We start from the raw sequence: 26,227 nt of genomic DNA, 5'->3' as shown, positions 1-26,227 counted from the left end.
CGCCGGCCCACCGGTGTCAGCGGTGCCGGCGGCGTCAGCGGCCGAAGCCGCCGTCGGAGGTGATGACCTGGCCGGTGATCCAGGCCGCCTCGTCGGTGGCGAGCCAGGCGACCAGCCGGGCCGGGTCGTCCGGCCGCCCCCAGTGTCCGCCGGGGAAGAGCGAGGCGATGAACGCATGGGTCTCGCCGGTGGCGTAGCCGGTGTCCACCGGGCCGGGGTTGACCGTGTTGACGGTGGCGCCCCGGCGGGCCAGGGCGGTCGCCAGGCTCCGGGTGACGGAGGCCAGCGCTCCCTTGGCCAGTGCGTAGGCCATCTCGCCCGGCATGCCGGTGCCCTGGTCCTGGCCGGATGTCGTCATCACCACCCGGCCGCCGCCCCGCCCCTCGCCGCGCAGGCGCGCGTACGCCTGGACCAGCAGCACCGTGGAGCGGGTGTTCACCGCCCAGTGGGCGTCCAGCATGCCGGCGTCGATCTCGTCGAGGGTGCCGTCTCGGCCGCTGAGGGCGTGGTTGGCGACCAGGATGTCCAGCCGTCCGCCGAGGGCCTCGGCTGCGGCGCCGACGACCTCCGCCGGGGCGCCGGGGGCGGTGAGGTCGCCGGGGCCGTGGGTGACGGTCGCGCCGTCGGCCGCGAGCGTCCGCAGTTCCGCGGCCAGCGCCGCGGGGCCGTCCGGGTCCGCTCCCCAGGGCTGCTCGGCGTCATGGGGCGTGTGGTGGTGGAGGTGGACGCTCGCCCCGTACGCGACCAGCCGACGGGCGGTCGCGTAACCGATCCCGGCCCGGCGGGAGGCGCCGGTGACCAGGGCGGTGCGGCCGAGCAGGGGCAGCAGGTCGCGGCGGGGAGCGCCGGAGGCCGTACCGGGGTTCGTACCGGGTTCCGTACCGGGGTTCGCGTCGGAGGGCATGGTCCGTCATCCTCGCGGCGCGCCGCGCCGGCCGTCACCCGGTTTTCGGCACCCGGTGGCGGACGGCGGAGCCGGAGCGGGTCTTGACCACCTCCAACTGCGCCGGGATGCGCCGGCGCAGATCGGCGACGTGGCTGACGATGCCGACGCTGCGGTCGCGTTCGCGCAGGGAGTCAAGGACGTCCAGCACCTCGTCGAGGGTCTGGTCGTCCAGACTGCCGAACCCCTCGTCGATGAAGAGGGTGTCCAGGCGCAGCCCGCCCGCCTCCTCGCAGACCACGTCGGCCAGGCCGAGGGCGAGGGCGAGGGAGGCGAAGAAGGACTCGCCGCCGGAGAGGGTGGCGGTGTCGCGCTCGTTGCCCGTCCAGGCGTCGATCACGTGCAGGCCGAGCCCGGAGCGGCCGCGGCCGAAGGCGCGCGCGTCGGAGTGGACGAGGGTGTAGCGGCCCGCGGACATGTACGCCAGGCGGGCGCTGGCCGCGGCGGCGACCTGCTCCAGACGGGCGGCCAGCACATAGGACTCCAGCCGCATCCGGTGCTCGTTCTGCGCCGACGTGCCGGCGGTCAGGGCCGCCAGCCGGGCGACGCGGTCGTACTCCTCGCGCAGTGGGGCGAGTTCCCGGGTGTCGGCCAGGGCGCGGGCGGAGAGCCGGTCGAGCTGCTCGCAGCGGGTGCGGGCCTCGGCGTGGGCGGCGGAGGCGGCGTTCAGCCGTGCCACGGCCGCCGCCAGCGCGGCCTCGGCCCCGGCGGTGCCGACCGTCTCGCAGTCGGCCGTCTCGGTGCCGGCCGTTTCGAGGTCTCCGGGTGTGAGGTCCGCCAGTTCGGGGGCGGCCAGTTCGGCAGCGACGGCCGCCTCCTCGGCCTGCCGGTCGTCGATGCGCCGTTGCAGCAGGCGCTGCTCGTCGCCGGTGAGCCGGGCGTCGGCGGCGGCCCGCGGGGTGTCGAACCCGGCGCGCCAGACGGCGTCCGCGAGCCGGGCGTCGGCCTCCTTCAGCCGCAGCGCGGCGGCCTCGGCGGCGGCCGCGGCCTCGGCCGCACCGGTCAACAGCTCTGCCAGACGCTCCAGTTCGGCCGCCCGGTGAGCGACGGAGGGGGCCTCGCCCCGGGCACGGGCCACCTGCTCGGCCAGCTCGTCCCGCTCCCCCAGCAGCGCCTCGCGCCGGGAGACGCGGGAGGCCCTGCGCCGTTCGGCCTCCCGCCGGGCGGTCAGGCGGGCGTCGTGCTCGCGGACGGCGCGCTCCAGGGCCGCGCGGGCGTCCCGTACGCCGGAGGCCGCCTGCCGGGCGGCGGCGTGTTCCTTCTCCAGCTTCGCCACCCGCTCGGCGAGTTCGGCCGCGGGTGTCCCGCCCGCCTCCTCGTCCATCGCGGCCAGCCGGTCGCGTATGGACTCCAGCCGCTGCTCGGCCCGCCGCCGAAGGTCCTCCGCCCGCTGGTAGTCGGCCAGAGCGCTCTCCTCGGCGCTCCGGTCCGCGTGCCCGCTCCCGGGGCGGGCCGGGCCGGGGTGTTCGCGGGAGCCGCACACCGTGCACGGCTCGCCCTTCTCCAGCCCGGCGGCGAGTTCGGCCGCGATACCGCGCAGACGCCGCTCCTTGACCTCCAGCCAGTGCTCCTTGGCGGTCAGGGCCCGCTCGAGGGCGGCCGACAGCCCGGCGCCGGCCGCTTCCCGCTCGGCGGTGAGGGTGTCGCGGCGGCGGGCGGCGTCCAGGGCGCGCCGCAGGCCGTCCAGCCGCCGGGCGAGCTGCTCGGCCAGGGGCGCGGCCTCCGCGGCGGCGTCCACGTTCCGCTGGTGGGCTGCGCGGGCGGCCTCCCACCCCTCCAGCCACTCCTCCGCCTCGCGCAGCGCTTCCTCGTCCGAACCCGACTCCCGCTCCAGCAGGGCGAGTTCGCCGTCGAGCCGGGCGACGCGCTCCTCGGCGCGCCGGGCGGCCTCCAGCGCGCCCAGCTCCCGGCGGGTGGCGCGTTCCAGGTCCGCCAGTCGCTCGGCGGGGGCCTGGGCCGCCTCGCCGGGCAGTCCGGCGCGGGCCCGTTCCTCGGCGTACGCGGCTTCGCGGCCCTCCCTCTCGGCCTCCTCCCGCAGGGCGAGGGCGGGGGCGACGGTGTCGGCGGCGCGGGCCCGCTCCAGCCGGGCGCGGTCGGCGCGGTGCTCCTCCTCCCGCTCGGCCAGCTCCCCGGCGCGCCGCCGGGCCTGCGCGTACCGCCTGCGCCGCCGTTCCAGCTCGCGTACCTCGTCCAGCCGCCGCCGGGCGCCGGTGTGGGCCTCTTCGGCCAGACGCAGGGCCGAGGCCGCCGCGTCCAGCCGTTCGCGGGCCAGGGAGCGGACGGGCGCGGCCCACCCGAGTACGGCGTCGGCCAGACCGAGGTCGCCGGGGGAGAGACCGGCGAAGGGGTCGCCGTCCGGTCCGGCGCCCGGCGCGGCGCCCGGTTCGGTGGCGCCCGGTTCGGTGGCGCCCCCCGCCGCCTGCCGCATGCGGTGGGCCAGGGCGAGCAGCCGCTCGTCGCCGTCGCGCACCCGGCGCTGCGCGGCGGTGCGCAGCTCGGCCAGGTGCTGTTCGACGGCGGCGAAGCGGTGGGTGTCGAACAGGCGGCCCAGCAGTTTCGCGCGCTCCTCCGCGCCGGCCCGCAGAAAGCGGGCGAAGTCGCCCTGCGGCAGCAGCACCACCTGGCAGAACTGCTCGCGGCTCATGCCCAGCAGCTGGGCCAGTTCCTCACCGATCTCCTGGTGGGAGCGGCTGAGCGCCTTCCAGGTGCCGGCCGCGGCGTCGTACTCGCGCAGCCAGGACTGGGCCTTGTCGGTGGTCATGCCCGGGCCGCGCTTCTTGGGACGCCGCTGCTCGGGCTGCCGGGTGACCTCCAGCCGCCGCCCGCCGACGGTCAGGTCCAAAACCACCTCGGTGCGGGTGCCGGGGCCGGCGTGGTCGCTGCGCAGCCTGGCGGGGCCGGATGTCTGGCGGACGCCGGGCACCCCGCCGTACAGGGCGTAGCAGACGGCGTCCAGCACGGAGGTCTTGCCCGCGCCGGTGGGTCCGTGCAGCAGGAACAGCCCGGCGGCGGACAGCTCGTCGAAGTCGATCTCCTGGGTGCCGCCGAAGGGCCCGAAGGCGGTGACGGCGAGCCGGTGCAGTCTCATCGGGGCGCCTCCGTGCGGGCCGCGTGGGCGCGTACGGCGTCCAGGGCCGCGCCCAGCAGGACCCGCTCGTCCTCGTCGGGTCCCGCTCCGCCGCGGACGTGGGCGACGAAGTCCTCGGCGATCTCCCGGTCGGTGCGGTCGCGCAGCCTGCGCCCGTAGGAGGCCAGGTGACCCTGCCCGGCGCGCTCGGGGTCGAAGACGAGGGTGAGGACGTGGGAGAAGCGGGCGGCGAGCCGGGCCATCGGCTCACGCGGGCGGACGGGGTCGGTGAGGGTGGCCTCGACCCAGGCATGCTCGTGGCGCTCCAGCGCGGAATCTGCGAGCAGTTCCTCCAGCGTCCCGCGGATACGCGCCAGCGGGCGCGGCACCGGGCAGTCGATCCGCTCGGCCGCCACCTCCCCGCGCGGCCCGAGGTCGACCAGCCACACCGACTTGCGGTGGTGGGTCTCGGAGAAGGAGTAGGCCAGCGGCGATCCGGAGTATCGGATGCGCTCGGTGATGGTCTGGCAGCCGTGGAGGTGGCCCAGCGCCGCGTAGTCGGCGCCCTCGAAGACGGAGGCCGGGACGGAGGCGACGCCGCCCACGGTGATGTCGCGCTCGCTGTCGGAGGGCTCTCCCCCGGTGACGAAGGCGTGGGCGAGGACAACCGAGCGGGTCCCGGCGGGGCGGGCGGCCAGGTCGGCGCGCACCCGGTCCATGGCGGCGCCCAGCACCGCCGCGTGCCCGGCCCGCTCCACCCCGAAGTGGTCCCTGACCAGGGCCGGCTCCAGGTAGGGCAGACCGTAGAACGCCACCTCGCCGTGTGCGTCGGACAGCAGGACGGGGGTGGCGCAGCCGGCGGGGTCGGTGCGCAGATGGATGCCCGCCCGCTCGATGAGCCCGGAGGCCACCCCCAGCCGGCGGGCCGAGTCGTGGTTGCCGGAGATCATGACCGTCGGCACGCCGAGGTCCGCCAGGCGGTGCAGGGTGTCGTCGAAGAGTTCGACGGCGGCCAGCGGCGGCACCGCCCGGTCGTAGACGTCCCCGGCGACGAGGACGGCGTCGACGCGCTCGGTGCGCACCACCTCCACCAGGTGGTCGACGAAGGCCTCCTGGGCGGACAGCAGGCTCACCCGGTGGAAGCTCCGGCCCAGGTGCCAGTCGGAGGTGTGCAGCAGTCTCAAGATCCGGCTCCGCCCCGCAACGTCTGTCCCTCTCCTCGCCCCCCGTCGGCCGCCCTCCGGATTCTCGCACGATCCGTTCGGCGGAGTGCCGCATACGGGCGGACCGGACGGCCGGCGGACCGCGCCCGGCTCGCGGGCGCGCTCGCGGTGCCGGGGAGCCCGCGGGGGCCGCCTGCCATGATGTGCTCGCGTGCTTGCGTGCTTCGACTGGGGGGAGAGACGGTGAGCCGGTTCCGTTACGCGGTGGGGGAGTTGGCGGCGGCGCAGAAGCCGGCCAAGGGGGTGTCGCTGTACTCGCGGTACGTCAACCGGCCGGCCGGCCGGTTACTGGCCGCCGCGGCCTACGGTGCGCGGATGTCGCCCAACCAGGTCACGGCGGTCAGCGCGGTGTTCACGTTCACGGGGGTGGCGCTGATCGCCCTGCTGCCGCCTTCCCACGGCCTGGCGCTGGGGGTGTTCGCCGCGCTGGTGACCGGCTTCGCGCTGGACTCGGCCGACGGGCAGCTCGCCCGGCTGACGCGGCGGGGCGGCCCGGCCGGGGAGTGGCTGGACCATGTGGTGGACTGCGCGAAGATGCTCGCGCTCCACACGGCGGTGCTCGTCTGTTTCCACCGCCACTTCGGCTTCTCCGATCCGCTGTACCTGCTCGTCCCCCTCGCCTTCCAGTTCGCCGCCGTGACGGTCTTCTTCGGCGGCGTCCTCACCGAGCAGCTGAAGCGGAACGCGGCGGGCTCCGGGGCAGGGGCGCCCGCGGCCTCCGCGCCCTCCGCGCTCCGCTCGGTGGCGCTGCTGCCGGTGGACTACGGGCTGCTGTGCGCGGTCTTCCTCTTCCTGGGCGACCGCGAGCTGTTCCTGGTGCTGTACTGCGCGCTGCTCGCCGCCCATCTGCTGTTCCTGCCGGCGTTCCTGGCGAAGTGGTACCGCGAGCTGTCCGTCCCCGCCCGCTGACCGGCCGCTCGCCCTCGCGCCGCCCCGGGCCGGGGCGGCGCGAGGGCCGTGTGTGGGACGGCGGTACGTCGCGCGGCCGGCTCAGGCCGACTCGGCCAGTCCGTCGAGTGCCCGCCTCAGCAGCGTGCTGGAAGTGTGGACGGTGTAGGGGAAGTACACGACCTCGACTCCGACGCCGGCGAAGTCTCGCTCCAGTTTCTCCCCCTTCTCCGTGCCCCGCCAGTCGTCGCCCTTGAAGATGACGTCGAAGCGCACCTGCCGCCAGGTCTCCACTTTGTCGGGCACCGTCTCCACGAACGCCGCGTCCACGAAGCGGATGCTGCGTACGATCTCCAGCCGCTCGGTGAGCGGCACGACCGGCGATCTGCCCTTGGCCTGCCGGGCCATCTCGTCGGACACCACCCCGGCCACCAGGTAGTCGCAGCGGCTCCTGGCATGCCGCAGGATGTTCAGGTGCCCGACGTGGAACAGGTCGTATACCCCGGGCGCGTAGCCCACTCGGTGTGTCATCCGCTCTCCTCGGCTCCTCGGCGTGCGGTCGGGTCAGCTGCCGGCTGTCACGTACACGGGGCCGTTGCGTCCCGAGAGGTTGGTGCCGTCGGTGACCTCCAGCGAGTAGCGGTGGGTGGCGCCGGGCTCCACGGTGTCGGTGTAGCCCATCGTGGGCCGGTCCCAGTAGCGGGAGTCCTGCTCGATGGAGGTCAGGAAGACTCCGTCCCGGTAGAGCAGGTAGGTCAGGACTCCGTCGTCCCGGTCCCAGGAGGCCTTCCAGCTGAGCTCGATCTTCCCCCTGGCCCCGGTGGCGCCGCTCATCAGCGGCACCTGGGGCGCTCCGGTGTCCGGTCCGGCCGCGAAGCGGGTCAGCCCCTGCTGCGGTTCCTCGTTGACGGTGGTGAACTCCCCGCCCGTCCACAGGATCTCGCCGGCCATGACCATGGCGCGCGGGCCGATCTGCTCGCCGATGCCGTCGTTGGTGTCGGGGAACCACGGCAGGATCGTCTCGTCGGAGATCGACTGGGCCAGCAGGTGCTGGCGGTTGCGGTGCTCGGGGAAGCCGCCGGGGGTGTCGCCGCAGTTGTGCGCGTGCGAGCCGCTGTAGAGCACGCCCCGGTGGGGCACCACGGCCTGGGTGGCGCCCAGGCAGGTGTCCTTCCACAGCATCGCTCCGTCCGAGAGGCGCCCGGCCGCGCGGCCGTCGAAGACTCCGCCGCCGGTGCCCTCGGCGCCCAGGTAGAAGTTGGTGCCGTCGTTGACCAGGGACTTCACCGCCGACTTGCGCGGGATCCAGCCGGTGAAGCGGTCGGTGATCCGCCCGGTGGCCGCGTCCAGGCCGACCAGTGCGTGCACGCTGTTGAGCAGACTGCCGTTGATGGAGGTGAACCGGCCGCCGATGATCACCTTGTTCAGGTGAGGGACGGCGGTGATGGCGTTGATGCCCGGGATGGGGTCGTTGGAGATCGACGATCCCCGGACGGTGACGTCGAAGGGCAGCAGGGTGCTGTCGGGGGCCAGGGCCGCGACGCGCTCGCGGGTCTGTCCCTGGACGGTGGTGAACTGGCCGCCGATGTAGACGGTGTCGTCGGTGACGTCGATGGCCCGCACGGTCGAGGAGACCACCGGCTTCCAGTCGGAGCCGATGGTGCAGTCGCCGGTGTTCAGTGCGGCGGTGTTGGAGCGTCCCACCCCCCCGGCGCTGCCGAAGGAGCCGCCGATGTAGAGCAGCGAGCCGTCGGGCGACGGCTTCAGGGCCCGTACGGTTTCCACGCCTCCGGTGAACTCCGGCGCGCACGGTAGGGGCTCACCGGTCACCGCGTCGAAGGCTGCGAAGTTCTTCCGCGGCAGTTCGCCGGTGCCGGGCGCGGCCCCGGGCGGGCGGATGTGCTCGAAGGAGCCCCCCGCGTAGACGACGCCCCCTGCGTGGGCCAGGGCCCAGACGATGCCGTCGGTCTGCCAGGTCTCCAGCGGATCGGCGGTCAGGGTGGTTTCGCCGGCGGCCTGGGCCGGCCCGGCCCCTAACGCCGTGGACGACAGGCCGAGCAGAGCGGCGGCGAGCAGGGTCGTGACGGTTCTTCTTCTGCGCATGGATTCCCCCCTGGAAACGCATGAGCGCGGATGGAACGAGCCGGGGCGGGGAGGGCATCCGCGCCGGTCGGCGCACGCGGCGGCCACCCCTTGGTTCAGCTTGCTCGACTTGCTCGGCGCGACTTCCCCTCGCTGCCCTTGCGCAGCGCCCGGAGGAACTCCCCCACCCCCAGCGGCACACGATAGCGCCACAGAGCCGCGCAGAACCCGCAGACGGCGAAAGCGCCGCCCAGCACAGCGCCCCAGGGGGTGTCCCCCCACAGCAGGCGGGCGGCGAGCGCCGGTGGCGCGACGGCGGCGACGGCCACGGCCGCGGCGTGGAGGTAGCCGCGGTCGGCGGTACGGAAGCCCAGCCTCCGGACCAGCAGGGCCGAGGCGGTGTTGTCCACCACGATCGCCAGCCCCCAGGCCAGGGCCGCCCCCGTCACCCCGTACCGCGGCACCAGCCAGATCCCGGCGCCGAGCTGGACGGCGAAGCCCGCACCGGCCGTCGCCAGGTTCCAGGTGCTGCGGCCGGCCATCAGGACGACCGTCTGCGCGTTGCCGACCCCGACGTTGACCACGCAGGCCGCCGACAGCACCACCAGCGCGGCGGCGCCCTGGCCGAAGCCGGGCCCGAACAGGGAGAGCACGGTGGCGGGAAAGGCCGCGAGCAGCATGAACAGGGGCCAGGAGAACAGTACGATCCACCGGGTCGACAGCCGGTGCAGATGCTCCGCCTCCCGCTCCAGGCCGGCCGCCAGAAGTCTGCTGATCTGCGCGGCCACGGCGAGGCGTACCGCGAGCTGGAGCAGGGTGCCGGCGGTCACCAGTCGGCCGACGGCCGTGTAGACCCCGGCCTCGGCGCTGGTGCCCAGCGCCGACAGCAGGACCACCCCGATCCACACCGCGGCGATGTCGAAGACCGAGGACAGGGCGCGGGGGCCGGCGAAGGACCAGAACTCGCCCGGGAAGGCGGGCCGTTCCCCGCCTGCGGGCCGTTCCTCCCCCGGCCCGCCCGCACCGCCGCGCCGCACCGCGCGGGAGCGGCGCAGCCAGAGCCAGGCCGCCGCCGCGCCCAGCAGGGCCGGGGCCAGCCAGGCCGCGGACAGCGCGAGCACGCCCGGCGCGAACAGGACCAGGGGCAGTGCGAGCACCACCCGCAGTACGGGTTTGCCGATCTGCTCCACTCCCACGAAGGGGACCACCGAGCCGTATCCGCGGGTGGCTCCCAGCAGTACCAGGGAGACGGTCGCCACCGGCAGGAAGAGCGCGAACAGCCGCATCACCGACAAGGCCTGGCCGGTTGGGAGGCCGGGCAGCAGCCAGGCCGCCGGGGCGGGCGAGAGGAACAGCAGCGCCGCGCACGCCGTGCTCGCCGCCAGGGCGGGCGGCACGGCGGTGCGCAGCAGTCCCGGTACGCCGGCCCCGCCGGTGAGTTCCAGGTCGCGGGAGACGAAGCGCACCAGCGCGGTGTCGGCGCCCAGCTTGCAGGCGTTGCTCACGATGGTGAACGCGGCGACGCCCGCGAAGACCGCGCCGGCCCCGTGCGCGCCGAGCCCGCGGGTGACGACGGCGACCAGGAGGAAGCCGGACAGCGCGTTGACGGCGGAGCCCGCGAAGCCGAACCAGCCGCCGCGCACGGTCGCGGCGACCTCCCGGGCGCGTGCCCCGGCCGCCGTGCCGCCGCCGTGCGCGGCGGACCGTGCGCCGGTCACGGGCGCGGGGTGGTGCCGTCGCCGGTGCGCCGGTAGCGGCCGTACGAGCCGTAGGCGGTGTCCGGCCGGGCCTCGGGCGGCTCCGGTTCGAGGCGCTTGAGTGCCACGGTGTCCTCGCCCGTGCCACCGGGGCCGCCCCCGGTACCCGCGCCCGGTCCGGTGTCCGCGCCGGAGCGGCCCGTCCCGGCCGGCGGGCCGGGTTCGGCGGACGGGGCGGATTCGGTGGGCGCGGCCGGGGAGGGGATGCGGCGGCGCCTGCGGCCGCCCTCGTACAGCACCGCGCCCAGGACGTGCCCGCCGACGGAGGCGACCAGGTCCCGCACCCGGTCCAGGTCGTCCCTGAGGGTGGTGTCCGGATCGCAGACCACCAGCACCCCGCGCGCCAGTCCGGCGACGGCCGTACCGTCCGCGTGGGACAGCAGCGGCGCGGTGACGGCCACGACGTACTCGCCCCGCTCGGCCGCCCCGCTCAGCAGCCCTGTGAAACCGGGTGAGTTCAGCGCCCGCGCGGCGTCGGGCACCCGGCAGCCGGGGATCAGTTCGAGGTATCCGGCGGTACCGGCGTCCACGGTGGCCCGCGCACCGTCCGGCCAGCGGCCCGGCACGGGTTCGCGGACGGCGCCGCGCACGGGGAGCTCCCCGGCCAGGCGCGGTGTACGCGGGTCGGCCTCGACCAGCAGCACGTCACGGCCGGTCTCGGCCAGGGCCGCGGCGAGGTTGACCGCTGCGGGCAGGGTTCCGGGATGCTCCCGGGCGGACACGACCAGCAGGCCGCCGGGCTCCGCCAGGCGCGGGTGGCGCAGGGTGCGCAGGGCGATCGTGCGGAACTCCTCGGCCCGTTCCCCGCCGTGGGACGGGCCGACCTCCAGGATCCCGGCGCCGTCGCGCCTCGGCGGCGGCAGGATGCCGAGCACGGGCGCGCGCAGGGCGGTGCGCACCTCGCCGGCCGAGCGCGCCCGCGGGTCGAGCAGGGAGCGGATCCAGGCGGCGAGCAGTCCGCCGGCCAGCCCGGCGACCGCTCCGACCGGCACGAGTACCGCGGTCCCGGGGCCGGAGGGCACCTCGGGCGCCTCGCCCCTGCGCACCACGTCGCCGGGGGAGGTGTCCAGGGTCTTCAGCCCGGTGACGCGCCCCTGGAGGTCGGCTATGCGGGCGGCGAGGTTGGCCCGTTCGGACTCGGCGGTCTGCCGGGCGGACTCGGTGGAGGCGCCGGCGATCTTCTCGTCCAGTTCCTCGCGCTGGTCGATCAGGGGCTGGAGTTCCTCGTTCAGCTCGGCGACGGTGTTGTCGATGCGCCGGACGACGGCTGCCTCGCGGTGGTCGAGGTAGGCGCTTACGAAGGCGTTGACGCGTTCGGCGGCCGCCTGCGGCGAGTCGGCCGTGTACTCGAACTCCAGGATGTGCGTGTCGGGAGGGTTGCTCACCCGCAGACCGCGCTGGAGCTGTGCCGGGTCGGCTCCCCCGCCCAGTTCCCCGGCGGCGCGTCCGGCGACCGTGGCACTCCGGGCCACCTGCCTCTCGGTGCCCATGCTGATCTGCTTGTCGGCCGAGACCCCGCCGGCTTCGAACGGCGCGGTGCTGATGGCCTGTACGACGACCTCGCCGGTGGCGGTGTAGTCCGCGCCGCCCAGGGTGGACACGGCCCCGCCGCAGGCGGCGCCCAGTAGCAGGCCGGCGGCGATGACGGCGCGGTGGCGGAGGAGCCGGCGCAGCTGGTCGCGGAGCTGGTCGGGCTCCCGCGAGGAGGGGTCGTAGGCGCTCACGTTCGTGCTTCTCCTGTGGAGGTGGTCGAGAAGGTGGTGCGGGTGCGGGGCGCGGCGCCCGCGGGCACGGGTCCGGGTGCCGTCACCGGGTCCGCCGGCGGCTCGGAGGGGAGCCCGGGGTGCGGCCCGGCGGGCGGCTGCCCGGGGGCCGCCCGGCCCGGTCTTCCGGTGATCAGCAAGGGCGTCAGGAGCAGCAGGGTGAGCGGTCCCATCACGAACAGCAGACTGCCGCGCAGCAGGATGATCTGGTAGAAGCCGAACGCGGTCACGGCCAGGGCCGCGAGCGTGCCGCCGTGTTCGCGCAGCCGGTGCCGTACGCCGTCGATCCGCCTGCCCGCGGCCCCGAAGAGGGCGAAGACCGCGGCGACCCCGGGGAGGCCGGCCCACATGTAGCTCTCGATCCACAGCGGCGCGGAGAGGTTCTCGAAGGAGTAGCCGGCGTGCCGGGCCAGGGCGATGCCCGCGTCGTCGGGCTTGCCGGGCCACACGGCGCGCGGCACGAAGAACAGGGGCGGCCCGAGCGCGTTCCCGGGCGCGTGGCCGTTCTCCCGTACCTGGTCGACGCCGGTGGCGATCTGCTGGAAGGCGTCGTAGTCGCCGTTGGAGGTGAACTGCTCGGCGAGCGAGACGACCTCGACCGGCTCGCGTCTGTCGTGGCGGAAGTAGTCGCTGTAGGGGAACACCAGGAGCACCACGGCGGTGACGGTGGCCGCCCCCGCCCGGAAGGCCCGCGGCCGGCGCAGCGCGGGAGCGGCGAAGACGAGCGTCAGCAGCACCGTCCCGGCCCAGAAACGCGGCTGGCTGACGGGGTTGTTCACCACGGCGTTCACCGCGAGCAGTACGGGCAGCAGGATCCACCGCACTCCGCGCAGGGTCCGGTCGCCGCCCGGTGTGCGGGGCACGTACAGCAGCGCCAGAAGTGCCCAGAAGGCCGGCACCGACAGGCTCCAGGCGGTCAGGGCCTGGTCCGCGGCCCCGCCCGGATCTCCTTGCGCGGTGGCCTCGTTGACGGCCTGGCGGCTCTGGAAGAACGCCGCCGGGCCGCCCTGGGCGGGGACCAGCACGGCCGCCAGCGCCAGGGACAGTCCGCACAGCAGCAGGGTGCGCACAGGGGTGATCCGGCGGGCGAGCAGCGGTTCGAGCACGGGCGGGGTGCGGGGTGTCCGCCGCCCGGCCAGCGCCGATCCGGCGCTGTAGGCGAGCAGTCCGGTCTCCACCAGGGCCGCCGAGGTGAAGGCGGTGCCGGCGTCGACGGCGAAGCCCCAGGGGTAGGAGTCGGTGGCCAGCATGGCCAGCGGCGCCAGGCCCAGCCAGACGTAGCAGAAGAGCCAGAAGCCGAAGCCGACCACCCGGATCAGGGGATCGGTCAGCACCCGCGCCAGCGCCCCCGCGGTGTGGGCCACCACCACGCACTGCACCGCGAACGCGGCGCCGGTGCGCACGTCCTGCCCGTACAGCACCAGTGCGGGCAGCAGCAGGGCGAGCAGGACGGTGGACAGGCACAGTGCGGGGACGCTGCGCCGTCCGGCCCGCTCCGCCGCCGGGGACGGTTCCCTCACGGGCATGACCCGTTCCCCTCCTCCCGTTCCGCCCCTTCCGCCCCGGTCCGGGGCGGAAGGGGCGGGTTCTCGCGCTTGGCCGGGACCGGGGTGATCGAAGTTTCTGTTTTTATCAGTCTTTCCTAAGTTATGAAGGCGGATGAGTCTGTATGCCCCTACGATGACCGCGTCTTCGAAGGGGGGACGGCTGTGCTGGACTCGTTCGCGGGCCGCTGTGTACTCGTGGTCTCGACCAACTACGCGCCGGAGCACGCCGGTATCGGACCGTACTCGGCGCAGATCGCCGAGCACCTGGCCGCGCTGGGCGCCGACACCCATGTGCTCGCCGGGATGCCGCACTACCCGGCGTGGCGGGTGCATGAGGAGTACCGCGGCAGATGGCGAGTGCGCGAGACGCACGAGGGCGTGACCGTCCACCGCCGCAGGCACACCGTGCCACGGCGTCAGACGGCTCTGCGCCGGGGGCTCTTCGAGGCCGGTGTCCTGGCGCACGGTGTCGTGGCGCCGCCGCGTGTCCGCCCGGACGTGGTGCTCTCCCAGATGCCCAGCCTGGCCGGAGGGGTGCTCGGCGCCCGCATCGCCCGGCGCGCCGGGGTGCCGCACGCGGTGGTCGTCCAGGATCTGATGGGCGCGGCGGCCGGGCAGAGCGGGATGAGCGGCGGCGGCCGGGTCGCCTCGTTCGCCGGGGGCGTGGAGGGCCGGGTGCTGCGCTCGGCGGCGCTGGTGGGGGTGGTGCACGAGTCGTTCGCCGACCGGGTGACGGCCATGGGCGTACCGCGCGAGCGGGTGCGGGTGGTGCCCAACTGGACGCATGTGCGCACGCCCAGCGGCGACCGCGCGCGGACCAGGGCCCGGCTGGGCTGGCCCGAGAACGCCACCGTGGTGCTGCACTCGGGGAACATGGGCCTCAAGCAGGGGCTGGAGGTGCTGGTGGAGACCGCCCGCCTCGCCGACCGGGACGGCGGTCCGGGACCGGGCGGCACGGTGCGGGTGGTGCTGATGGGCGAGGGACACCGGCGCGAGTATCTGCGGGAGCTGGCCCGGGGGGTGGAGTCGCTGGACTTCCTCCCGCCCGCGGACGCGGAGGAGTTCCCCGAGATCCTGGCCGCGGCTGACGTACTGGCCGTCACCCAGCGGGCGTCGGTGCTGGACATGAGCCTGCCGTCCAAACTGACCTCGTACTTCACGGCCGGACGCCCGGTGGTCGCCTCCGTCGCCGCCGGCAGTGGCACCGCGCGGGAGGTCGAGCGCTCCGGCGCCGGGGTGGTGGTGCCCGCGGAGGACCCCGAGGCCCTGCTGGAGGCGGTCCGCCGACTGGCCGGCGATCCCGTCGAGTGCGCCGAACTGGGCGCGCGGGGGCACGAGTACGTCGAGCGGCGGCTGAGCCGCCGGGCCGGTCTGGAACGGATCACCGCCCTGCTGCGGGAGGCCTCGGCCGCCGGATGACGAACGGGCGCGGCACGCGGGCGCGGCGCGGCACGGCGGCGCGGGACGGCTCGGGGGCGGCGCGGGACGCATGCGGCGCCTCACCGCGCTCCGGTCCGGACGGCGCGGACGGCGGCCCCGTACAGTCTCTCCAGCCGGTCGGCCACGGCCGCCACCGAGAACCGCTCCCGCACCGCCGCGCGGCCCGCCGCGGCGGTGCGCTCGCGCAGCGACCGGTCCCCCAGCAGGCTCAGCACCGCTCCGGCCAGTGCCCCGGGGGAGCCGTCGGTGACCAGCGCGGCGTCGCGCCGCCCCAGTTCGGCGGCGATCCCGCAGCTGTCGGTGCAGACCACGGGCGTGCCCGCGGCCAGCGCCTCCAGCACGCTCATCGGGAACGGCTCGTCCACGCTGGGCAGGACGTACACGGTGGCGCGGGCGATGCGCCGCACAGCGGCGGCGTGGTCCAGCGGCCCGCCGTACTCCACCGTCCCCCCCAGCCCCTCCCCGGCGATCAGCCGGCGCACCGGGGCCAGCCGGCCCTCGTCGGCGCCGTGCAGGGTGAAGGAGGCCCCGGGGTGCTCGGCCCGCACCAGCGCGGCCATGCGCACGAACGCCTCGGGACGCTTGCGCCGGTGGAGCCGGGCGAGGAAGAGCACGTCCGCCCCGTCCGGCCGGTCCTCCGGCTCGCCCTCTCCTCCCTCCGGCGGTCTCACTCCGTTGGGCAGCCGGACCGTCGGCGGGCCGTCCGGCCGCAGCACCCTGCGCAGCCCGGTCTCCTCGGCCTCGGTGAGCACCAGCGCGGCGCGCGCCCTGCGCAGCAGGGGCACGTAGCAGCGGTCGAAGAGACGGACGGCGGCCGAGCGGCGCGGCTGGACCATGCCGTGGGTCTGGACGACGAAGGGGCGGCGGCGCAGTACGGCGGCGGCCAGCGCCGCGAGGGAGACCAGGTCGCGTCCGGCGTGGACGTGCAGCACGTCGGCCCGGCCCGCCAGCCGCCACAGGGTGAGGGCCAGCCGCGGGTTGAACAGGCCGAGGAACCCCTGGCCGGGCACCAGTGTGCGGGCCCGGTGGGCGCGCAGCGGCACACCGTCCAGGGTGCGCGGCGGCGCGGCGCGGCCGCGCCACAGTGAGACCAGTGCGACCTCGTGGCCGCGCGCGGCGAGCTCGGCGAGCTGGCCGGTGGCCACGCTCACCGGGCCGCCGTAGGCGCCGTCGTCGCCGGTGAGGGTGACGGTGTGGACGATCCTCATCGCGCGCCTCCGGCGGTGAGCACGGCTTTCGGCGCGAGGTCGCGGTGGGCGACCGCCCCGGCCCCGACCACCGCGCCCGCGCCGACGGTGACGCCGCGCAGCACCATGGCCCGGGCGGCCACCCAGCAGCCGCGCTCCAGGCGGACGGGGGCGTTGTCGAACTCGAAGGTGGGCGAGTGCCGTTGGTGGCTTCCGGTGCACAGCACCGCCTCCTGGGAGACGCACACGTCGCTTTCGACGGTGATCGGCTCCAGGTTGATCAGCCAGGCGCCCTCGCCGATCCACACGTCGTCGCCGACGGCCAGCTTCCAGGGCCACTGCACGCGCACCCGGTGCCGGATCAGGACCCGCTTCCCCACACGTGCGCCGAAGGCCCTCAGCAGCGGCGGGCGCCAGCTCGGCGGGAACCACCACTTGACGAAGAGCAGGTTGAGCGCGGCGAACCAGGCGGCCTGGACCAGCAGGCCGCGCTGCTTGTCGTAGCCGGCGCCGGTAAAGCCGCGCAGCCGGCGCCCGGCCGCCGGGGCGCTCAACGGTCCACCCGCACACGGCGGCCGGACAGTTCGGCCTCCAGCTGCGCCACGTCGGCCTCGACCATGATCCGGGCCAGCTCGTCGTAGTGCACCTTCGGGGACCAGTCCAGCAGCTTGTGCGCCTTGGAGGCGTCTCCGATCAGGGCGTCCACCTCGGCGGGGCGCTCGTACTTGGGGTCGAAGCGCACATGGCGCTCCCAGTCCAGCCCCGCGGCGCCGAAGGCGGCGGTGAGGAAGTCGCGGACGGTCGCGGCCACTCCGGTGGCCACCACGTAGTCGTCGGGCTCGTCGCGCTGGAGCATCCGCCACATGGCCTCGACGTACTCGGGCGCATAGCCCCAGTCACGGACGGCGTCGAGGTTGCCCAGGTAGAGGTGCTCCTGCAGGCCCGCCCTGATCCGGGCCACGGCGCGGGTGATCTTGCGGGTGACGAAGGTCTCGCCGCGGCGCGGGCTCTCGTGGTTGAAGAGGATGCCGTTGACGGCGTGGAGGCCGTAGGCCTCCCGGTAGTTGACGGTGGCCCAGTACGCCATCACCTTGGCGCAGCCGTACGGGCTGCGCGGGTGGAAGGGCGTGGTCTCGTTCTGCGGTGGCGGGGTGGATCCGAACATCTCCGAGGAGGAGGCCTGGTACAGCCTGGTCTCCACGCCGCCGGCCCGGATCGCCTCCAGCAGCCGTAAGGCGCCGAGCCCGGTCACCTCACCGGTGTACAGGGGCGCGTCGAAGGAGACGCGGACGTGGGACTGGGCCCCCAGGTTGTACACCTCGTCCGGCCGGATGTCGCGCAGCAGATTGACCAGCGCCACCCCGTCCGCGAGGTCGGCGTGGTGCAGGACGAGACGGCGGCCGGGGGTGTGCGGGTCCTGATAGATGTGGTCGATGCGCTCGGTGTTGAAACTGGACGAGCGCCTCATCAGACCGTGCACGGTGTAGCCCTTGGCCAGCAGCAGTTCGGCCAGATAGGAGCCGTCCTGCCCGGTGATGCCCGTGATCACAGCGGTACGCGGCATGGTGTTCCCCCCACAGGTGGTCTGGTGTCGGCCCGTGTCCGGCCGGGCGCCGGAGCGGGACGGGACCCCGACGGCAACCGGTCATATTTCAGCAGAAGTCAGGAGAAAGCGTGCCCCTCCCTGACAGAATGCGCGCCATGGACGATCTGCTGCCCCCGCCCGCCCGCGTCTTCGTCGCGGGGCACCGCGGCCTGGTCGGCTCCGCCGTCGCCCGGCGCCTGTCCGCCCGGGGCTACGAGGTGCTGACCCGTACCCGCGCCGAACTCGACCTGCGCGACGGCGCGGCCACAGCCGCCCACCTGCGCGACACCCGGCCCGACGCCGTGGTCCTGGCCGCCGCGAGGGTGGGCGGGATCATGGCCAACAGCACCCACCCCGTGCAGTTCCTGGAGGACAACCTCCGTATCCAGCTCGGCGTGATCGGCGGGGCGCACGCCGCCGGGGTGCGCCGACTGCTCTTCCTCGGATCGAGCTGCATCTACCCCAAGCACGCCGAGCAGCCGATCACCGAGAGCGCCCTGCTGACCGGCCCGCTGGAGCCGACGAACCAGGCGTACGCCGTCGCCAAGATCGCCGGCATCGTCCAGGTCCAGTCCTACCGGCGGCAGTTCGGCGCCTCCTACATATCGGCGATGCCCACCAACCTCTACGGCCCCGGCGACAACTTCGACCCCGAGACCTCGCACGTCCTGCCCGCCCTCATCCGCCGCTTCCACGAGGCGCGCGAGAGGGGCGCGCGGGAGGTGGTGCTGTGGGGCACCGGCAGCCCCCGCCGCGAGTTCCTGCACGTGGACGATCTGGCGGCCGCCTGTGAGGTGCTGCTGCGCCGCTACGACGGCGACGAGCCGGTCAACGTCGGCTGCGGCGAGGACCTGACGATCCGCGAACTGGCCGGGCTGGTCGCCTCGGTGGTGGGTTACGGGGGCCGGATCGCCTTCGACCCCGCCAAGCCGGACGGCACCCCGCGCAAGCTGCTCGACGTCGGCCGGATGAGGGCGCTGGGCTGGTCCCCCTCGATCGGCCTGGCCGAGGGGATCGCCGCCACCCACCGCGCCTGGCTCGGCGCGGCGGAAGCGGGCTGAACCGGTCGCGGCGCCCGCCCCGGCGCCCGTCCGGCCTTTCCTAGTACGCGCCACGGGCGCTCACCACCGCGCGGAAGGTACGGGCCAGGACGCCGGCGTCCATGGCGCAGGACCAGTTGTCCACGTACCTCAGGTCGAGTGCGACGGTCTCGTCCCACGACAGGTCGGACCGTCCGCCGATCTGCCACAGCCCTGTGATCCCCGGTCTGACCGACAGTCTGCGCAGCTCGGTGTCGTCATAGCGCTCCACCTCCTCGGGCAGCGGCGGACGCGGTCCCACCAGCGACATGTGGCCGGCCAGCACGTTGAACAGCTGGGGCAGTTCGTCCAGGGAGTAGCGGCGCAGAAGGCGGCCCAGCCGGGTGACCCGGGGGTCCTCGCGGATCTTGAACATCGCCCCGTCGTGCTCGTTCGCCGCCTCCAGCGCCGGGCGCATCCGGTCGGCGGCCTCCACCATCGTGCGGAACTTCCACATCGGAAACGGCCGCCGCCCCTGTCCGACGCGCACCTGCCGGTAGATCACCGGTCCCGGCGACGACAGGCGCACCGCCGCCGCCACACCCAGCAGGACGGGTGAGAGCACCGCGGTCAGCAGCAGGGCGCCCACCCAGTCGGTGATCCGCTTCAGCAGCACCGGCAGCCCCCGCCGGGGCGGCGGTTCCACATGGAGCACGGTCATCCCCGCGGCCCGGGCCAGCCGCAGCCGGTGCCGTGAGACGTCGACGAGGCCGGGCACGACGGCCAGGCTCCGGCCGTCGTCGTACAGGGCCCAGGCCAGCCTGCGCAGCCCCTCGGCCGTCGTCCACCGCCCGGGGACGACGAAGACCGTGTCGGCGTCGAGTTCGGCTGCGCGCTCGAGGACGGTGGCGGTGTCCACCGTTCCCCCGGCGTCCCCGGCGTTCCCGGGCGCGCAGTCGCCGACCACCACGTACTCGTCGTCGGTACGCGCTCCCATCCGGGCCGTAAGGCCGTCCGCGGCCCCCCTCTCCCCCACGACCAGCACTCGCCGCAGCCCCCACGCCCGGCGCCGCAGCGCCAGGGTGCGCCGGTAGGCCAGTCTGCGGTGGGCGGCGGTCAGTACCAGGCAGGGAAGGAGTGCGGGCAGCCACGCTCCGGCCGAGACCTCCAGCCGCATCGCGACGCATACCGCGGCGAGCAGGCCCAGCATCGCCAGCCAGTCGCGGAGCACCGGCAGTACGGCTGCGCCCTCCCCCGCCCGGCCCGCCGCGTAGCGTCCCCGCACTGCCGCGATCAGCGGCCACGCGGCGCCGACGACCGCGGCGGCCGGCAGCGGGCCCGGCCCGCCCCCTGCGGCGCCCAGCGCACCGGCCGGCAGCGCGGCGCCGAGCACGTCCACCGCCAGAGCCGGTGGAATGCGCCGGCCGGCCCCCGGTCTCTCCCTCGTCCTGCGCTTCCCGTCCCGCGCGCGAACGCGTAACGGCTCGGTTAAGTGCGCGGGCGCTTCGGCGACCCGCGTTCCGGCAGCCTCGAACAAGGCCCTGCCCCCCCTACTCGGTCGGCGTCCCCATCCCCCCGCTCGGCCGGCCGGTGCCGGCTCCGCATTCGCCTCCGTACCGAGTGTGAAGACTAGAACACACTTGCCGATTTCCGCGGCCGTTTACCCAAGTTGTTGATGTGTGCTGTTTCGGGTTCACATGGCGACCGGGGATCACTTCCGGATGTCCGGCCGTGTTCCCCGTCAGGTCCCGTACGCCTCGCCGCCCGGCTCCAGCCGGGCGGTGCCCGCGGTGGCGTCCGCGAGCCAGGAGCGGAAGGCGGCGACCTCGGCCTCGGGCAGCCCCACCTCGATGGCGACCTCGGCTCCGTAGTGCACGCCGCGCACGTCCCGTCCGCCGGTGCGCAGCTCGTTCTCGATCCGGCCCGCCCGCTGGTGGTCCACCGTGACCGTGGCCAGCCGCATCCGCCGCCGGGTGACGGTACCCAGTACGTCGAGGGCCTCGCCGACCGCGCCGCCGTAGGCCCGGATCAGCCCGCCGGCGCCCAGCTTCACCCCTCCGAAGTAGCGGGTGACGACCGCGACGGCGTAGCGGACCTCACGGCGCAGCAGCATCTGGAGCATGGGCGCCCCGGCCGTGCCGCCGGGCTCTCCGTCGTCGCTCGCCTTCTGCACACCGGCGTCGGCGCCGATGACGTAGGCCCAGCAGTTGTGGGTGGCATCCGCGTGCCGCTCGCGGACCCGGGCGACGAACGCCCGCGCCTCCTCCTCAGTAGCGGCGGGTGCGAGCGCGCAGATGAAGCGCGACCTGTTCACCTCGGTCTCGTGCACGCCCTCGTCCGCGACCGTCACATACTGCTCCCGCATTCGGCCCACCCTACGGTCCACCGCGGGGAATGACCCGGCCGGGCCGTCCGTTGGCTGGGGCATGTACGGAGATTCGGAGACAGTGCGCAGGATTCTGACCGAGGCCGGCGACACCTGGGCGGTGGTCGGCCTGTCGTCCAACCGCGACCGCGCGGCCTGGGGCGTGGCCGCCACGCTCCAGCGGTTCGGCAAGCGGATCGTGCCCGTCCATCCCAAGGCGGAGACGGTGCACGGCGAGCGGGGCTACGCCTCCCTGGCCGAGGTCCCCTTCCCCGTCGACGTCGTGGACGTGTTCGTCAACTCCTCGCTGGCGGGCGGCGTCGCGGACGAGGCGGTGGCGGCCGGGGCGAAGGCCGTCTGGTTCCAGCTCGGCGTGGTCGACGAGGCGGCCTTCGAGCGCACCCGCGCGGCGGGCCTGGAGATGGTGATGGACCGCTGCCCGGCCATCGAGATCCCGCGTCTGGGCTGAGCGCCGGGAGGTGCGTCCCGTCCACCGGACGGTGGACGGGACGCACCTCCCGCGCCGGGTCAGGCCAGTTCCAGCACCAGCTTGCCGACGTTCTCCCCCCGGAAGAGCATCTGCAGCGTCTCGGGGAAGTCGTCCACTGTGCCCCTGACCACGTGCTCCTTGACCTTGACGCGCCCCTCGCCGATCCAGCCGGCGATCTCCTGCGCGGCCTGCCCGTAGCGCTTGGCGTAGTCGAAGACCACGAAGCCCTCCATGCGGGCCCGGCGGACCAGCAGGGACAGGTAGTTGGACGGGCCCTTGACCGGGGTGGCGTTGTTGTACTGGCTGATCGCACCGCAGATCACCACGCGGGCGTGCATCGCCAGCCGGGCGAGGGCGGCGTCCAGGATGTCGCCCCCGACGTTGTCGAAGTAGACGTCGATTCCGTCCGGCGCGTGCTCGCGCAGCGCCTTGCGCACGTCCTGCGCCCGGTAGTCGATCGCCGCGTCGAAACCCAGCTCGTCGGTGAGCATGGCGCACTTGCGCGGCCCTCCGGCGATGCCCACGACCCGGCAGCCCTTCGCCTTGGCGATCTGGCCGGCGACGGTGCCCACCGCGCCCGCGGCTCCGGAGACCACCACGGTCTCGCCCTCCTTGAGCGCTCCGACGTCCAGCAGGCCGAAGTACGCCGTCATGCCGGGCATGCCCAGCGCGCCCAGGTACGTCGAGGGCGAGGCGAGCGCGGTGTCGACCTTCATCGCGCCCCTGCCGTCGGAGACGACGTACTCCTGGACGCCGAACGTGCCCACCACATGGTCGCCGGGCCGGTAGTCGGGGTGGTTGGACGCGGTGACCTCGACGACCGATCCCGCGCGCATCACCTCGCCGATACCTACGGGCGGCAGGTAGGAGGGGCGGTCGTCGAGCCATCCCCGCATGGCGGGGTCCAGCGAGATGACACGGGTACGGCCCGCGAAGCGGCCCGGCCCGGGATCCTCCACGGGCACCGAGCGGTGCTCCCAGTCCTCGGGCTTCACCTCTCCGGCGGGGCGGGCCGCCAGGCGGATCTGACGGTTGGTCGCTGGCATGGGGCCTCCTGCTCGATCAAGACTCCCTGCACCGTACCGACCAGTAGGTACGAGGTCGATGTGATCTGCGACACCTTCGTCCCGGGAGCAGGCCCGGAGCCGCATCGGAGCGGGTCCGGGGCGGCACGGGGCGGGCCCGGCCGTCAGCCGCCCTGATCAGGAGTCGGGCAGCCGGCCCACGAAGCGGCGTCTGATCAGCCGCCGCTCGGCCGCGGTGGTACCGCCCCACACCCCTTCGGTCTCGCCGTTCCTGACGGCCCAGTCCCTGCACTGGTACATGACGGGGCAGACGGCGCAGACGGCCCGCGCCTGCGCCGTCTGCCGATCGGCCAAGCCTCCGTCCCCGATGGGGAAGAAGAGTTCGGGATCCTCGCCGCGGCACGCCGCGGACTCGCGCCAGCCCATGTCAGCGCAGCCGTCGCGGGAGGCGGGGCAGCGGCCGGGGAACCGCCCGGCACGCGGGGAAGGAAAAGAAGCGGAGAACGCTCACCGGAACCTCCGAGGAATCGGGGCGGCCCGACGGCGGGCAGCCCGGAGATCCCCGCGGCGCGCTGGTGCGCCGCGAAGCCCGGCAGGGGCGTTGATGTCCAAATATAAAGGAATGCCCCGGTAAAGGTCATGCTCCGGCCCCGCCCCTCACCAGGCGGTGCAGGGCGAGCCGGGCCGGCCCCGCGTAGAGGACGAGCGCCGGCAGCGGTCCCTCCATGCGCAGCTCGGTGCCGGTCCGCCCGTCGGGCAGGACGGTGACCGCGTGGTGCAGGCGCATCCGCACGGGACCGGCCCTCACCCGCCAGGTCCACCGCCGTCGCGCCTCGCTGACCTCCTCGACGGTGAAGGCGACCGGCACTCCGGGCAGCGGGAGGACCACGCCCTCCATCCCGGGCTCGATGCGGTCGCCGCCCACGCGCACGGACCGGATCTGCGGGGACCAGGTGGGCCACAGCCCCGGCCGCGCGTAACGCTCCCACGCCTCCTCGGCCGGGGCCCGCCCGGCCGCCCGCAGGGTCATCCGTGCCATACCGGCCGCCCCTCGTCACGGAGGGGGCGGCCGGTACGGCATGTACCGGGCCGCTCCCCTCACCCGTCGGAGTAGCTGAGTTCCCCCAGAGTCCAACTGCTCACCTCGCCGATGGCGACGCGGTACATGCCGCCGGTGTCGGGGAGGCCGTAGCTTCCCTGGAGGATGCGTGCGACGTGCAGGTGCAGATGGGTGGGCCTGCCGCCGCCGCGCCGGTCGTCCTCCCCGGACGACCCGAACAGCTCGGCGAACGGCTTCAGGCGCTCGGAGTCCCGCAGGACCTCGGCGACCCGCGCTTTCCAGACGGCCTCGGGCGCCAGCCTGCCGGTGATGACCGCGCCGGGGACCACCACGGTGAGGGGCATCTGGTTGCTCCGCTCGGACTCCACCTTCTCGGCGATGGAGACGAGCAGGTCATCGTGGTTAGACATGCGGGCAGAGTAGCGTCCGCAGCGGTGATCAGTCGCCGGTGCGGGTGGCGTGGAGGCCCAGACCGCCGAGCACTCGCGCTCCGGGCAGTCCGGCCAGGACCTTACCGGGCACCAGCAGTTTGCCGCGGCGGCGCCCGGATCCGACGACGGCGTACGGGGTGTCGGCGACCGCCGCGTCCACCAGTAGGGGCCAGCCGGGGGGCAGGCCGACCGGGGTGATGCCGCCGTACTCCATGCCGGACTCGCCGACGGCCGTCTCCACGGGCGCGAACGAGGCCTTACGGGCGCCCAGTTCGCGCCGGACGGTGCGGTTGACGTCGGCGCGGGTGTGGGCGAGGACGACACAGGCGGCCAGGGTGGTCTCCTGGCCGCGGCGGGCCGCGACGACCACGCAGTTGGCGGACTGTTCGGGCGGGATGCCGTGGACCTCGCCGAAGCGGGCGGTGTCGGCGTCGTCCGGGTCGCTGTCCACGTAGACGATCCCGTCGGCCGACACGGGGCCGCGCAGCGCGGCGGCGACCGGCGGGGCCAGCAGGTCGAGCTTGTCGGTGACCGGCCAGGCGTCGGTGAAGTTCCCGATGGGGGCGCGCATGGCGTGCACGCTAGCAGCCGCCCGGACGTCCTCCGCGCGGGTCGGACTCGGAGGCGGGGCGAGCTGCGCGGCGAGGGTCAGAGCCAGTGGTTGCGGGCGACGTACAGCAGCAGTGCCAGGCCGTGCAGGGCGACGGCGAAGAGCAGCAGCAGGCGCAGGGTCCGGTTGCTCATGGCGTACGCATCCCGTTGGTGCTTCCTGTCCGGTCGGTGGGCGGGGCCGGAACCGTTCCGTGGCCGGCCGTCCCCTCCAGTCTGCCCGCCTCGGCCCCGGCTGTCCCCGGTTCGGCCGCCTCCGGCCCGGGGATCTCCAGACCGGCCAGCGCCGCCAGCTGCCCGGGGGTCACCCCCTCGGGCACCGGTACCGGCGGCGGGGTGCGCAGCGGGGGCAGCCAGCCCTCCCGCGGGTCCCAGCGCCGTACGACCTTCGCGGGCGCGCCCGCGACCACGGCGTGGTCGGGCACCTCCCCTCGGACGACCGAACCGGCCGCCACCACCGTGTTCCGCCCCAGCCGCGCGCCCGGCAGCACCACCGCTCCCGTGCCCAGCCAGCTGCCCGCGCCGATCTCCACCGGCGCCGAGCGCGGCCACTGCCTGCCGATCGGCTGGTGGGGGTCGTCGTAGGAGTGGTTGGTGGAGGTGATGTAGACGTACGGGCCGCAGAAGACGTCGTTCCCGATCGTCACGCCCGCCCCCGCCCCGTCTGCGACCACATGGCTGCCCCGGCCCAGGACCACCCCGTCGCCCAGCCTCAGCACCGTGTCCGGTCCGAGGTCGAGGTCCGGCATCATCCCGGCGGTCAGCGTGACCTCGGCGCCGACGATGCAGCACGCGCCCAGCTCGATCCACTCGGTGCCGAACAGCGTGCCCTGCGGGAAGGCCAGCCGGGTGCCCTCCCCGATGCCGCGGAAGGCGTACGGCCCGGGGCGCTCGGCCGAGACGGCCCCCGCCCGCTGCGCGTGGCGCCACAGCCCGTGCACGGCGCGGGAGGCCGTACGGGAGGAGGCCGCGCGGGACAGCAGGGAGGAGAACACGTTCCTGTTCTTGGGCACCTGATCACGGTAGACGCCCGGGCGGGCGGCGCACCGCCCGCCGTGCTGTGATTCCCGCCCCACCCATCGCTTACGGTGCCGTTTCGAGGAAGGCGCTCGGCACACGGGCCGCGCGCGGCACGGCAGGCGGGAGAGGCACGGATGGAACGGCGGGCGATGGTCGCGGGTGTGGTGGGCAGGGAGCCCGAGATCGATCCGGAGGCGTACGTCGCCCCCACGGCCGTGGTGGTCGGCCAGGTGTCGCTGGGGCCGGGCTCGAGCGTCTGGTACAACGCGGTGCTGCGCGGCGACTGCGACGCGATCACCCTCGGCACGGACAGCAATGTGCAGGACAACTGCACCGTCCACGCCGACCCGGGCTTCCCCGTCGTCGTGGGCGAGCGCGTCTCGGTGGGGCACAACGCGGTGCTGCACGGCTGCACGATCGGGGACGACGTCCTGGTCGGGATGGGCGCGACGGTGCTCAACGGGGCCCGGGTGGGCGCCGGTTCGCTGGTGGCGGCCCACGCCCTGGTCCCGCAGGGCATGGAGGTTCCGCCCGGTTCCCTGGTCGCCGGGGTGCCGGCCCGCGTCAGGCGGGAGCTGACCGAGGAGGAGCGCGAGGGCGTACGCGTCAACGCCGCGGCGTACCGGGGGCTGGCCGGCGCGCACCGGGAGACGCTGGTCGTCCTGGAGGACGGCGAGGGCTGAGACCTCGGCGGGCACCCGGTGCACGTGCCTCGGGCGGGGTCCC

General features: G+C 74.7%; 24 protein-coding genes. 5 read left to right on the top strand and 19 right to left on the bottom strand.

What is annotated here, in order from left to right; translation table 11 throughout:
• Window positions 1-34: 34 nt before the first annotated feature.
• From IQ279_RS16840 to IQ279_RS16830, 3 genes are read right to left on the bottom strand one after another with little or no spacing between them, the layout of a single operon-like run.
• Window positions 35-904 (bottom strand): SDR family oxidoreductase, encoded by an 870-nt coding sequence (locus IQ279_RS16840; RefSeq protein ID WP_206349355.1) that lies wholly within the window; start codon window positions 902-904, stop codon window positions 35-37.
• A gap of 34 nt (window positions 905-938) precedes the next feature.
• On the bottom strand, window positions 939-4,031 hold the full coding sequence (locus IQ279_RS16835) for an AAA family ATPase (RefSeq protein ID WP_206349354.1): 3,093 nt from the start codon (window positions 4,029-4,031) through the stop codon (window positions 939-941).
• Entirely contained in the window at window positions 4,028-5,194 is a 1,167-nt protein-coding gene (locus tag IQ279_RS16830) for an exonuclease SbcCD subunit D (protein ID WP_206349353.1), read from the bottom strand. Before IQ279_RS16830 ends, IQ279_RS16835 begins: the two co-directional genes overlap by 4 nt.
• A 222-nt stretch (window positions 5,195-5,416) precedes the next feature.
• Here IQ279_RS16830 and IQ279_RS16825 point away from each other — a divergent pair, with 222 nt between their 5' ends.
• Window positions 5,417-6,142 carry a CDP-alcohol phosphatidyltransferase family protein gene (locus IQ279_RS16825; RefSeq protein WP_307792396.1) on the top strand — a complete coding sequence of 242 codons (726 nt, stop codon included), beginning with the start codon at window positions 5,417-5,419 and terminating at the stop codon, window positions 6,140-6,142.
• Between the two features lie 81 nt (window positions 6,143-6,223).
• Here IQ279_RS16825 and IQ279_RS16820 read toward each other — a convergent pair whose 3' ends face one another.
• The 5 genes from IQ279_RS16820 to IQ279_RS16800 all read right to left on the bottom strand — a co-directional run bounded on the left by IQ279_RS16820 (window position 6,224) and on the right by IQ279_RS16800 (window position 13,249).
• Window positions 6,224-6,652 (bottom strand): FAD synthase family protein, encoded by a 429-nt coding sequence (locus tag IQ279_RS16820; RefSeq protein ID WP_206349351.1) that lies wholly within the window; start codon window positions 6,650-6,652, stop codon window positions 6,224-6,226.
• Window positions 6,653-6,685: 33 nt separating this feature from the next.
• Complete coding sequence (locus IQ279_RS16815; protein ID WP_241028241.1) at window positions 6,686-8,224, bottom strand: fibronectin type III domain-containing protein; 1,539 nt, start codon at window positions 8,222-8,224, stop codon at window positions 6,686-6,688.
• A gap of 95 nt (window positions 8,225-8,319) precedes the next feature.
• Window positions 8,320-9,921: a lipopolysaccharide biosynthesis protein gene (locus IQ279_RS16810; protein ID WP_307792395.1), complete on the bottom strand. Its 1,602-nt coding sequence runs from the start codon at window positions 9,919-9,921 to the stop codon at window positions 8,320-8,322.
• The gene (locus tag IQ279_RS16805; protein ID WP_206349350.1) at window positions 9,918-11,684 is read right to left on the bottom strand and encodes a lipopolysaccharide biosynthesis protein; all 1,767 of its coding nucleotides are present in this window, start codon (window positions 11,682-11,684) and stop codon (window positions 9,918-9,920) included. The genes IQ279_RS16810 and IQ279_RS16805 overlap by 4 nt, the downstream gene beginning before the upstream one ends.
• Entirely contained in the window at window positions 11,681-13,249 is a 1,569-nt protein-coding gene (locus tag IQ279_RS16800) for a hypothetical protein (RefSeq protein ID WP_206349349.1), read from the bottom strand. Before IQ279_RS16800 ends, IQ279_RS16805 begins: the two co-directional genes overlap by 4 nt.
• Before the next feature lie 186 nt (window positions 13,250-13,435).
• Here IQ279_RS16800 and IQ279_RS16795 point away from each other — a divergent pair, with 186 nt between their 5' ends.
• Window positions 13,436-14,689: a glycosyltransferase gene (locus IQ279_RS16795; protein ID WP_241028261.1), complete on the top strand. Its 1,254-nt coding sequence runs from the start codon at window positions 13,436-13,438 to the stop codon at window positions 14,687-14,689.
• Window positions 14,690-14,769: 80 nt separating this feature from the next.
• Here the strand turns inward: IQ279_RS16795 and IQ279_RS16790 are convergent, their stop codons facing one another.
• The 3 genes from IQ279_RS16790 to gmd are packed head-to-tail and all read right to left on the bottom strand — an operon-like array spanning window position 14,770 to window position 17,461.
• Window positions 14,770-15,918, bottom strand: coding sequence for a glycosyltransferase (locus IQ279_RS16790; RefSeq protein ID WP_206349347.1), 1,149 nt, complete (start codon window positions 15,916-15,918; stop codon window positions 14,770-14,772).
• Window positions 15,915-16,451, bottom strand: coding sequence for an LbetaH domain-containing protein (locus tag IQ279_RS16785; protein ID WP_206349346.1), 537 nt, complete (start codon window positions 16,449-16,451; stop codon window positions 15,915-15,917). The genes IQ279_RS16790 and IQ279_RS16785 overlap by 4 nt, the downstream gene beginning before the upstream one ends.
• Window positions 16,448-17,461 (bottom strand): GDP-mannose 4,6-dehydratase, encoded by a 1,014-nt coding sequence (gene gmd / locus IQ279_RS16780; RefSeq protein ID WP_206349345.1) that lies wholly within the window; start codon window positions 17,459-17,461, stop codon window positions 16,448-16,450. The genes IQ279_RS16785 and gmd overlap by 4 nt, the downstream gene beginning before the upstream one ends.
• A gap of 128 nt (window positions 17,462-17,589) precedes the next feature.
• On the opposite strand from gmd, the gene IQ279_RS16775 reads away from it, so the two are divergent.
• Window positions 17,590-18,543: a GDP-L-fucose synthase family protein gene (locus IQ279_RS16775; RefSeq protein ID WP_277402553.1), complete on the top strand. Its 954-nt coding sequence runs from the start codon at window positions 17,590-17,592 to the stop codon at window positions 18,541-18,543.
• A gap of 40 nt (window positions 18,544-18,583) precedes the next feature.
• On the opposite strand, the gene IQ279_RS16770 is transcribed toward IQ279_RS16775, so the two are convergent.
• A complete protein-coding gene (locus IQ279_RS16770) occupies window positions 18,584-19,900 on the bottom strand; it encodes a sugar transferase (protein WP_307792394.1) in 1,317 nt (438 codons plus the stop codon).
• A gap of 342 nt (window positions 19,901-20,242) precedes the next feature.
• Entirely contained in the window at window positions 20,243-20,866 is a 624-nt protein-coding gene (locus tag IQ279_RS16765) for a YigZ family protein (RefSeq protein ID WP_206349343.1), read from the bottom strand.
• A gap of 61 nt (window positions 20,867-20,927) precedes the next feature.
• Here IQ279_RS16765 and IQ279_RS16760 point away from each other — a divergent pair, with 61 nt between their 5' ends.
• Window positions 20,928-21,335, top strand: coding sequence for a CoA-binding protein (locus IQ279_RS16760; RefSeq protein ID WP_206349342.1), 408 nt, complete (start codon window positions 20,928-20,930; stop codon window positions 21,333-21,335).
• Between the two features lie 59 nt (window positions 21,336-21,394).
• Here IQ279_RS16760 and IQ279_RS16755 read toward each other — a convergent pair whose 3' ends face one another.
• The 6 genes from IQ279_RS16755 to IQ279_RS16730 form a co-directional block, all read right to left on the bottom strand.
• Window positions 21,395-22,402 (bottom strand): NADP-dependent oxidoreductase, encoded by a 1,008-nt coding sequence (locus tag IQ279_RS16755; protein WP_206349341.1) that lies wholly within the window; start codon window positions 22,400-22,402, stop codon window positions 21,395-21,397.
• Window positions 22,403-22,558: 156 nt separating this feature from the next.
• On the bottom strand, window positions 22,559-22,807 hold the full coding sequence (locus IQ279_RS16750) for a WhiB family transcriptional regulator (protein WP_206349340.1): 249 nt from the start codon (window positions 22,805-22,807) through the stop codon (window positions 22,559-22,561).
• A gap of 211 nt (window positions 22,808-23,018) precedes the next feature.
• Window positions 23,019-23,420: an SRPBCC family protein gene (locus tag IQ279_RS16745; protein WP_206349339.1), complete on the bottom strand. Its 402-nt coding sequence runs from the start codon at window positions 23,418-23,420 to the stop codon at window positions 23,019-23,021.
• A gap of 59 nt (window positions 23,421-23,479) precedes the next feature.
• Window positions 23,480-23,851, bottom strand: coding sequence for a GvpU-like protein (locus IQ279_RS16740; RefSeq protein ID WP_206349338.1), 372 nt, complete (start codon window positions 23,849-23,851; stop codon window positions 23,480-23,482).
• A 28-nt stretch (window positions 23,852-23,879) separates the two neighbouring features.
• Complete coding sequence (locus IQ279_RS16735) at window positions 23,880-24,443, bottom strand: YbaK/EbsC family protein (RefSeq protein ID WP_206349337.1); 564 nt, start codon at window positions 24,441-24,443, stop codon at window positions 23,880-23,882.
• Window positions 24,444-24,612: 169 nt separating this feature from the next.
• The gene (locus IQ279_RS16730; protein ID WP_206349336.1) at window positions 24,613-25,494 is read right to left on the bottom strand and encodes an acyltransferase; all 882 of its coding nucleotides are present in this window, start codon (window positions 25,492-25,494) and stop codon (window positions 24,613-24,615) included.
• 141 nt (window positions 25,495-25,635) lie between these two features.
• Here IQ279_RS16730 and IQ279_RS16725 point away from each other — a divergent pair, with 141 nt between their 5' ends.
• On the top strand, window positions 25,636-26,184 hold the full coding sequence (locus IQ279_RS16725; RefSeq protein WP_206349335.1) for a gamma carbonic anhydrase family protein: 549 nt from the start codon (window positions 25,636-25,638) through the stop codon (window positions 26,182-26,184).
• The last annotated feature ends 43 nt before the right edge of the window (window positions 26,185-26,227 follow it).

The sequence above is a fragment of the Streptomyces verrucosisporus genome (genome assembly GCF_017114865.1).
Classification (GTDB): domain Bacteria; phylum Actinomycetota; class Actinomycetes; order Streptomycetales; family Streptomycetaceae; genus Streptomyces; species Streptomyces fenghuangensis.
The sequence above is the reverse complement of the archived record's forward strand: the minus strand, read 5'-3'. Positions and strand labels throughout refer to the sequence as shown.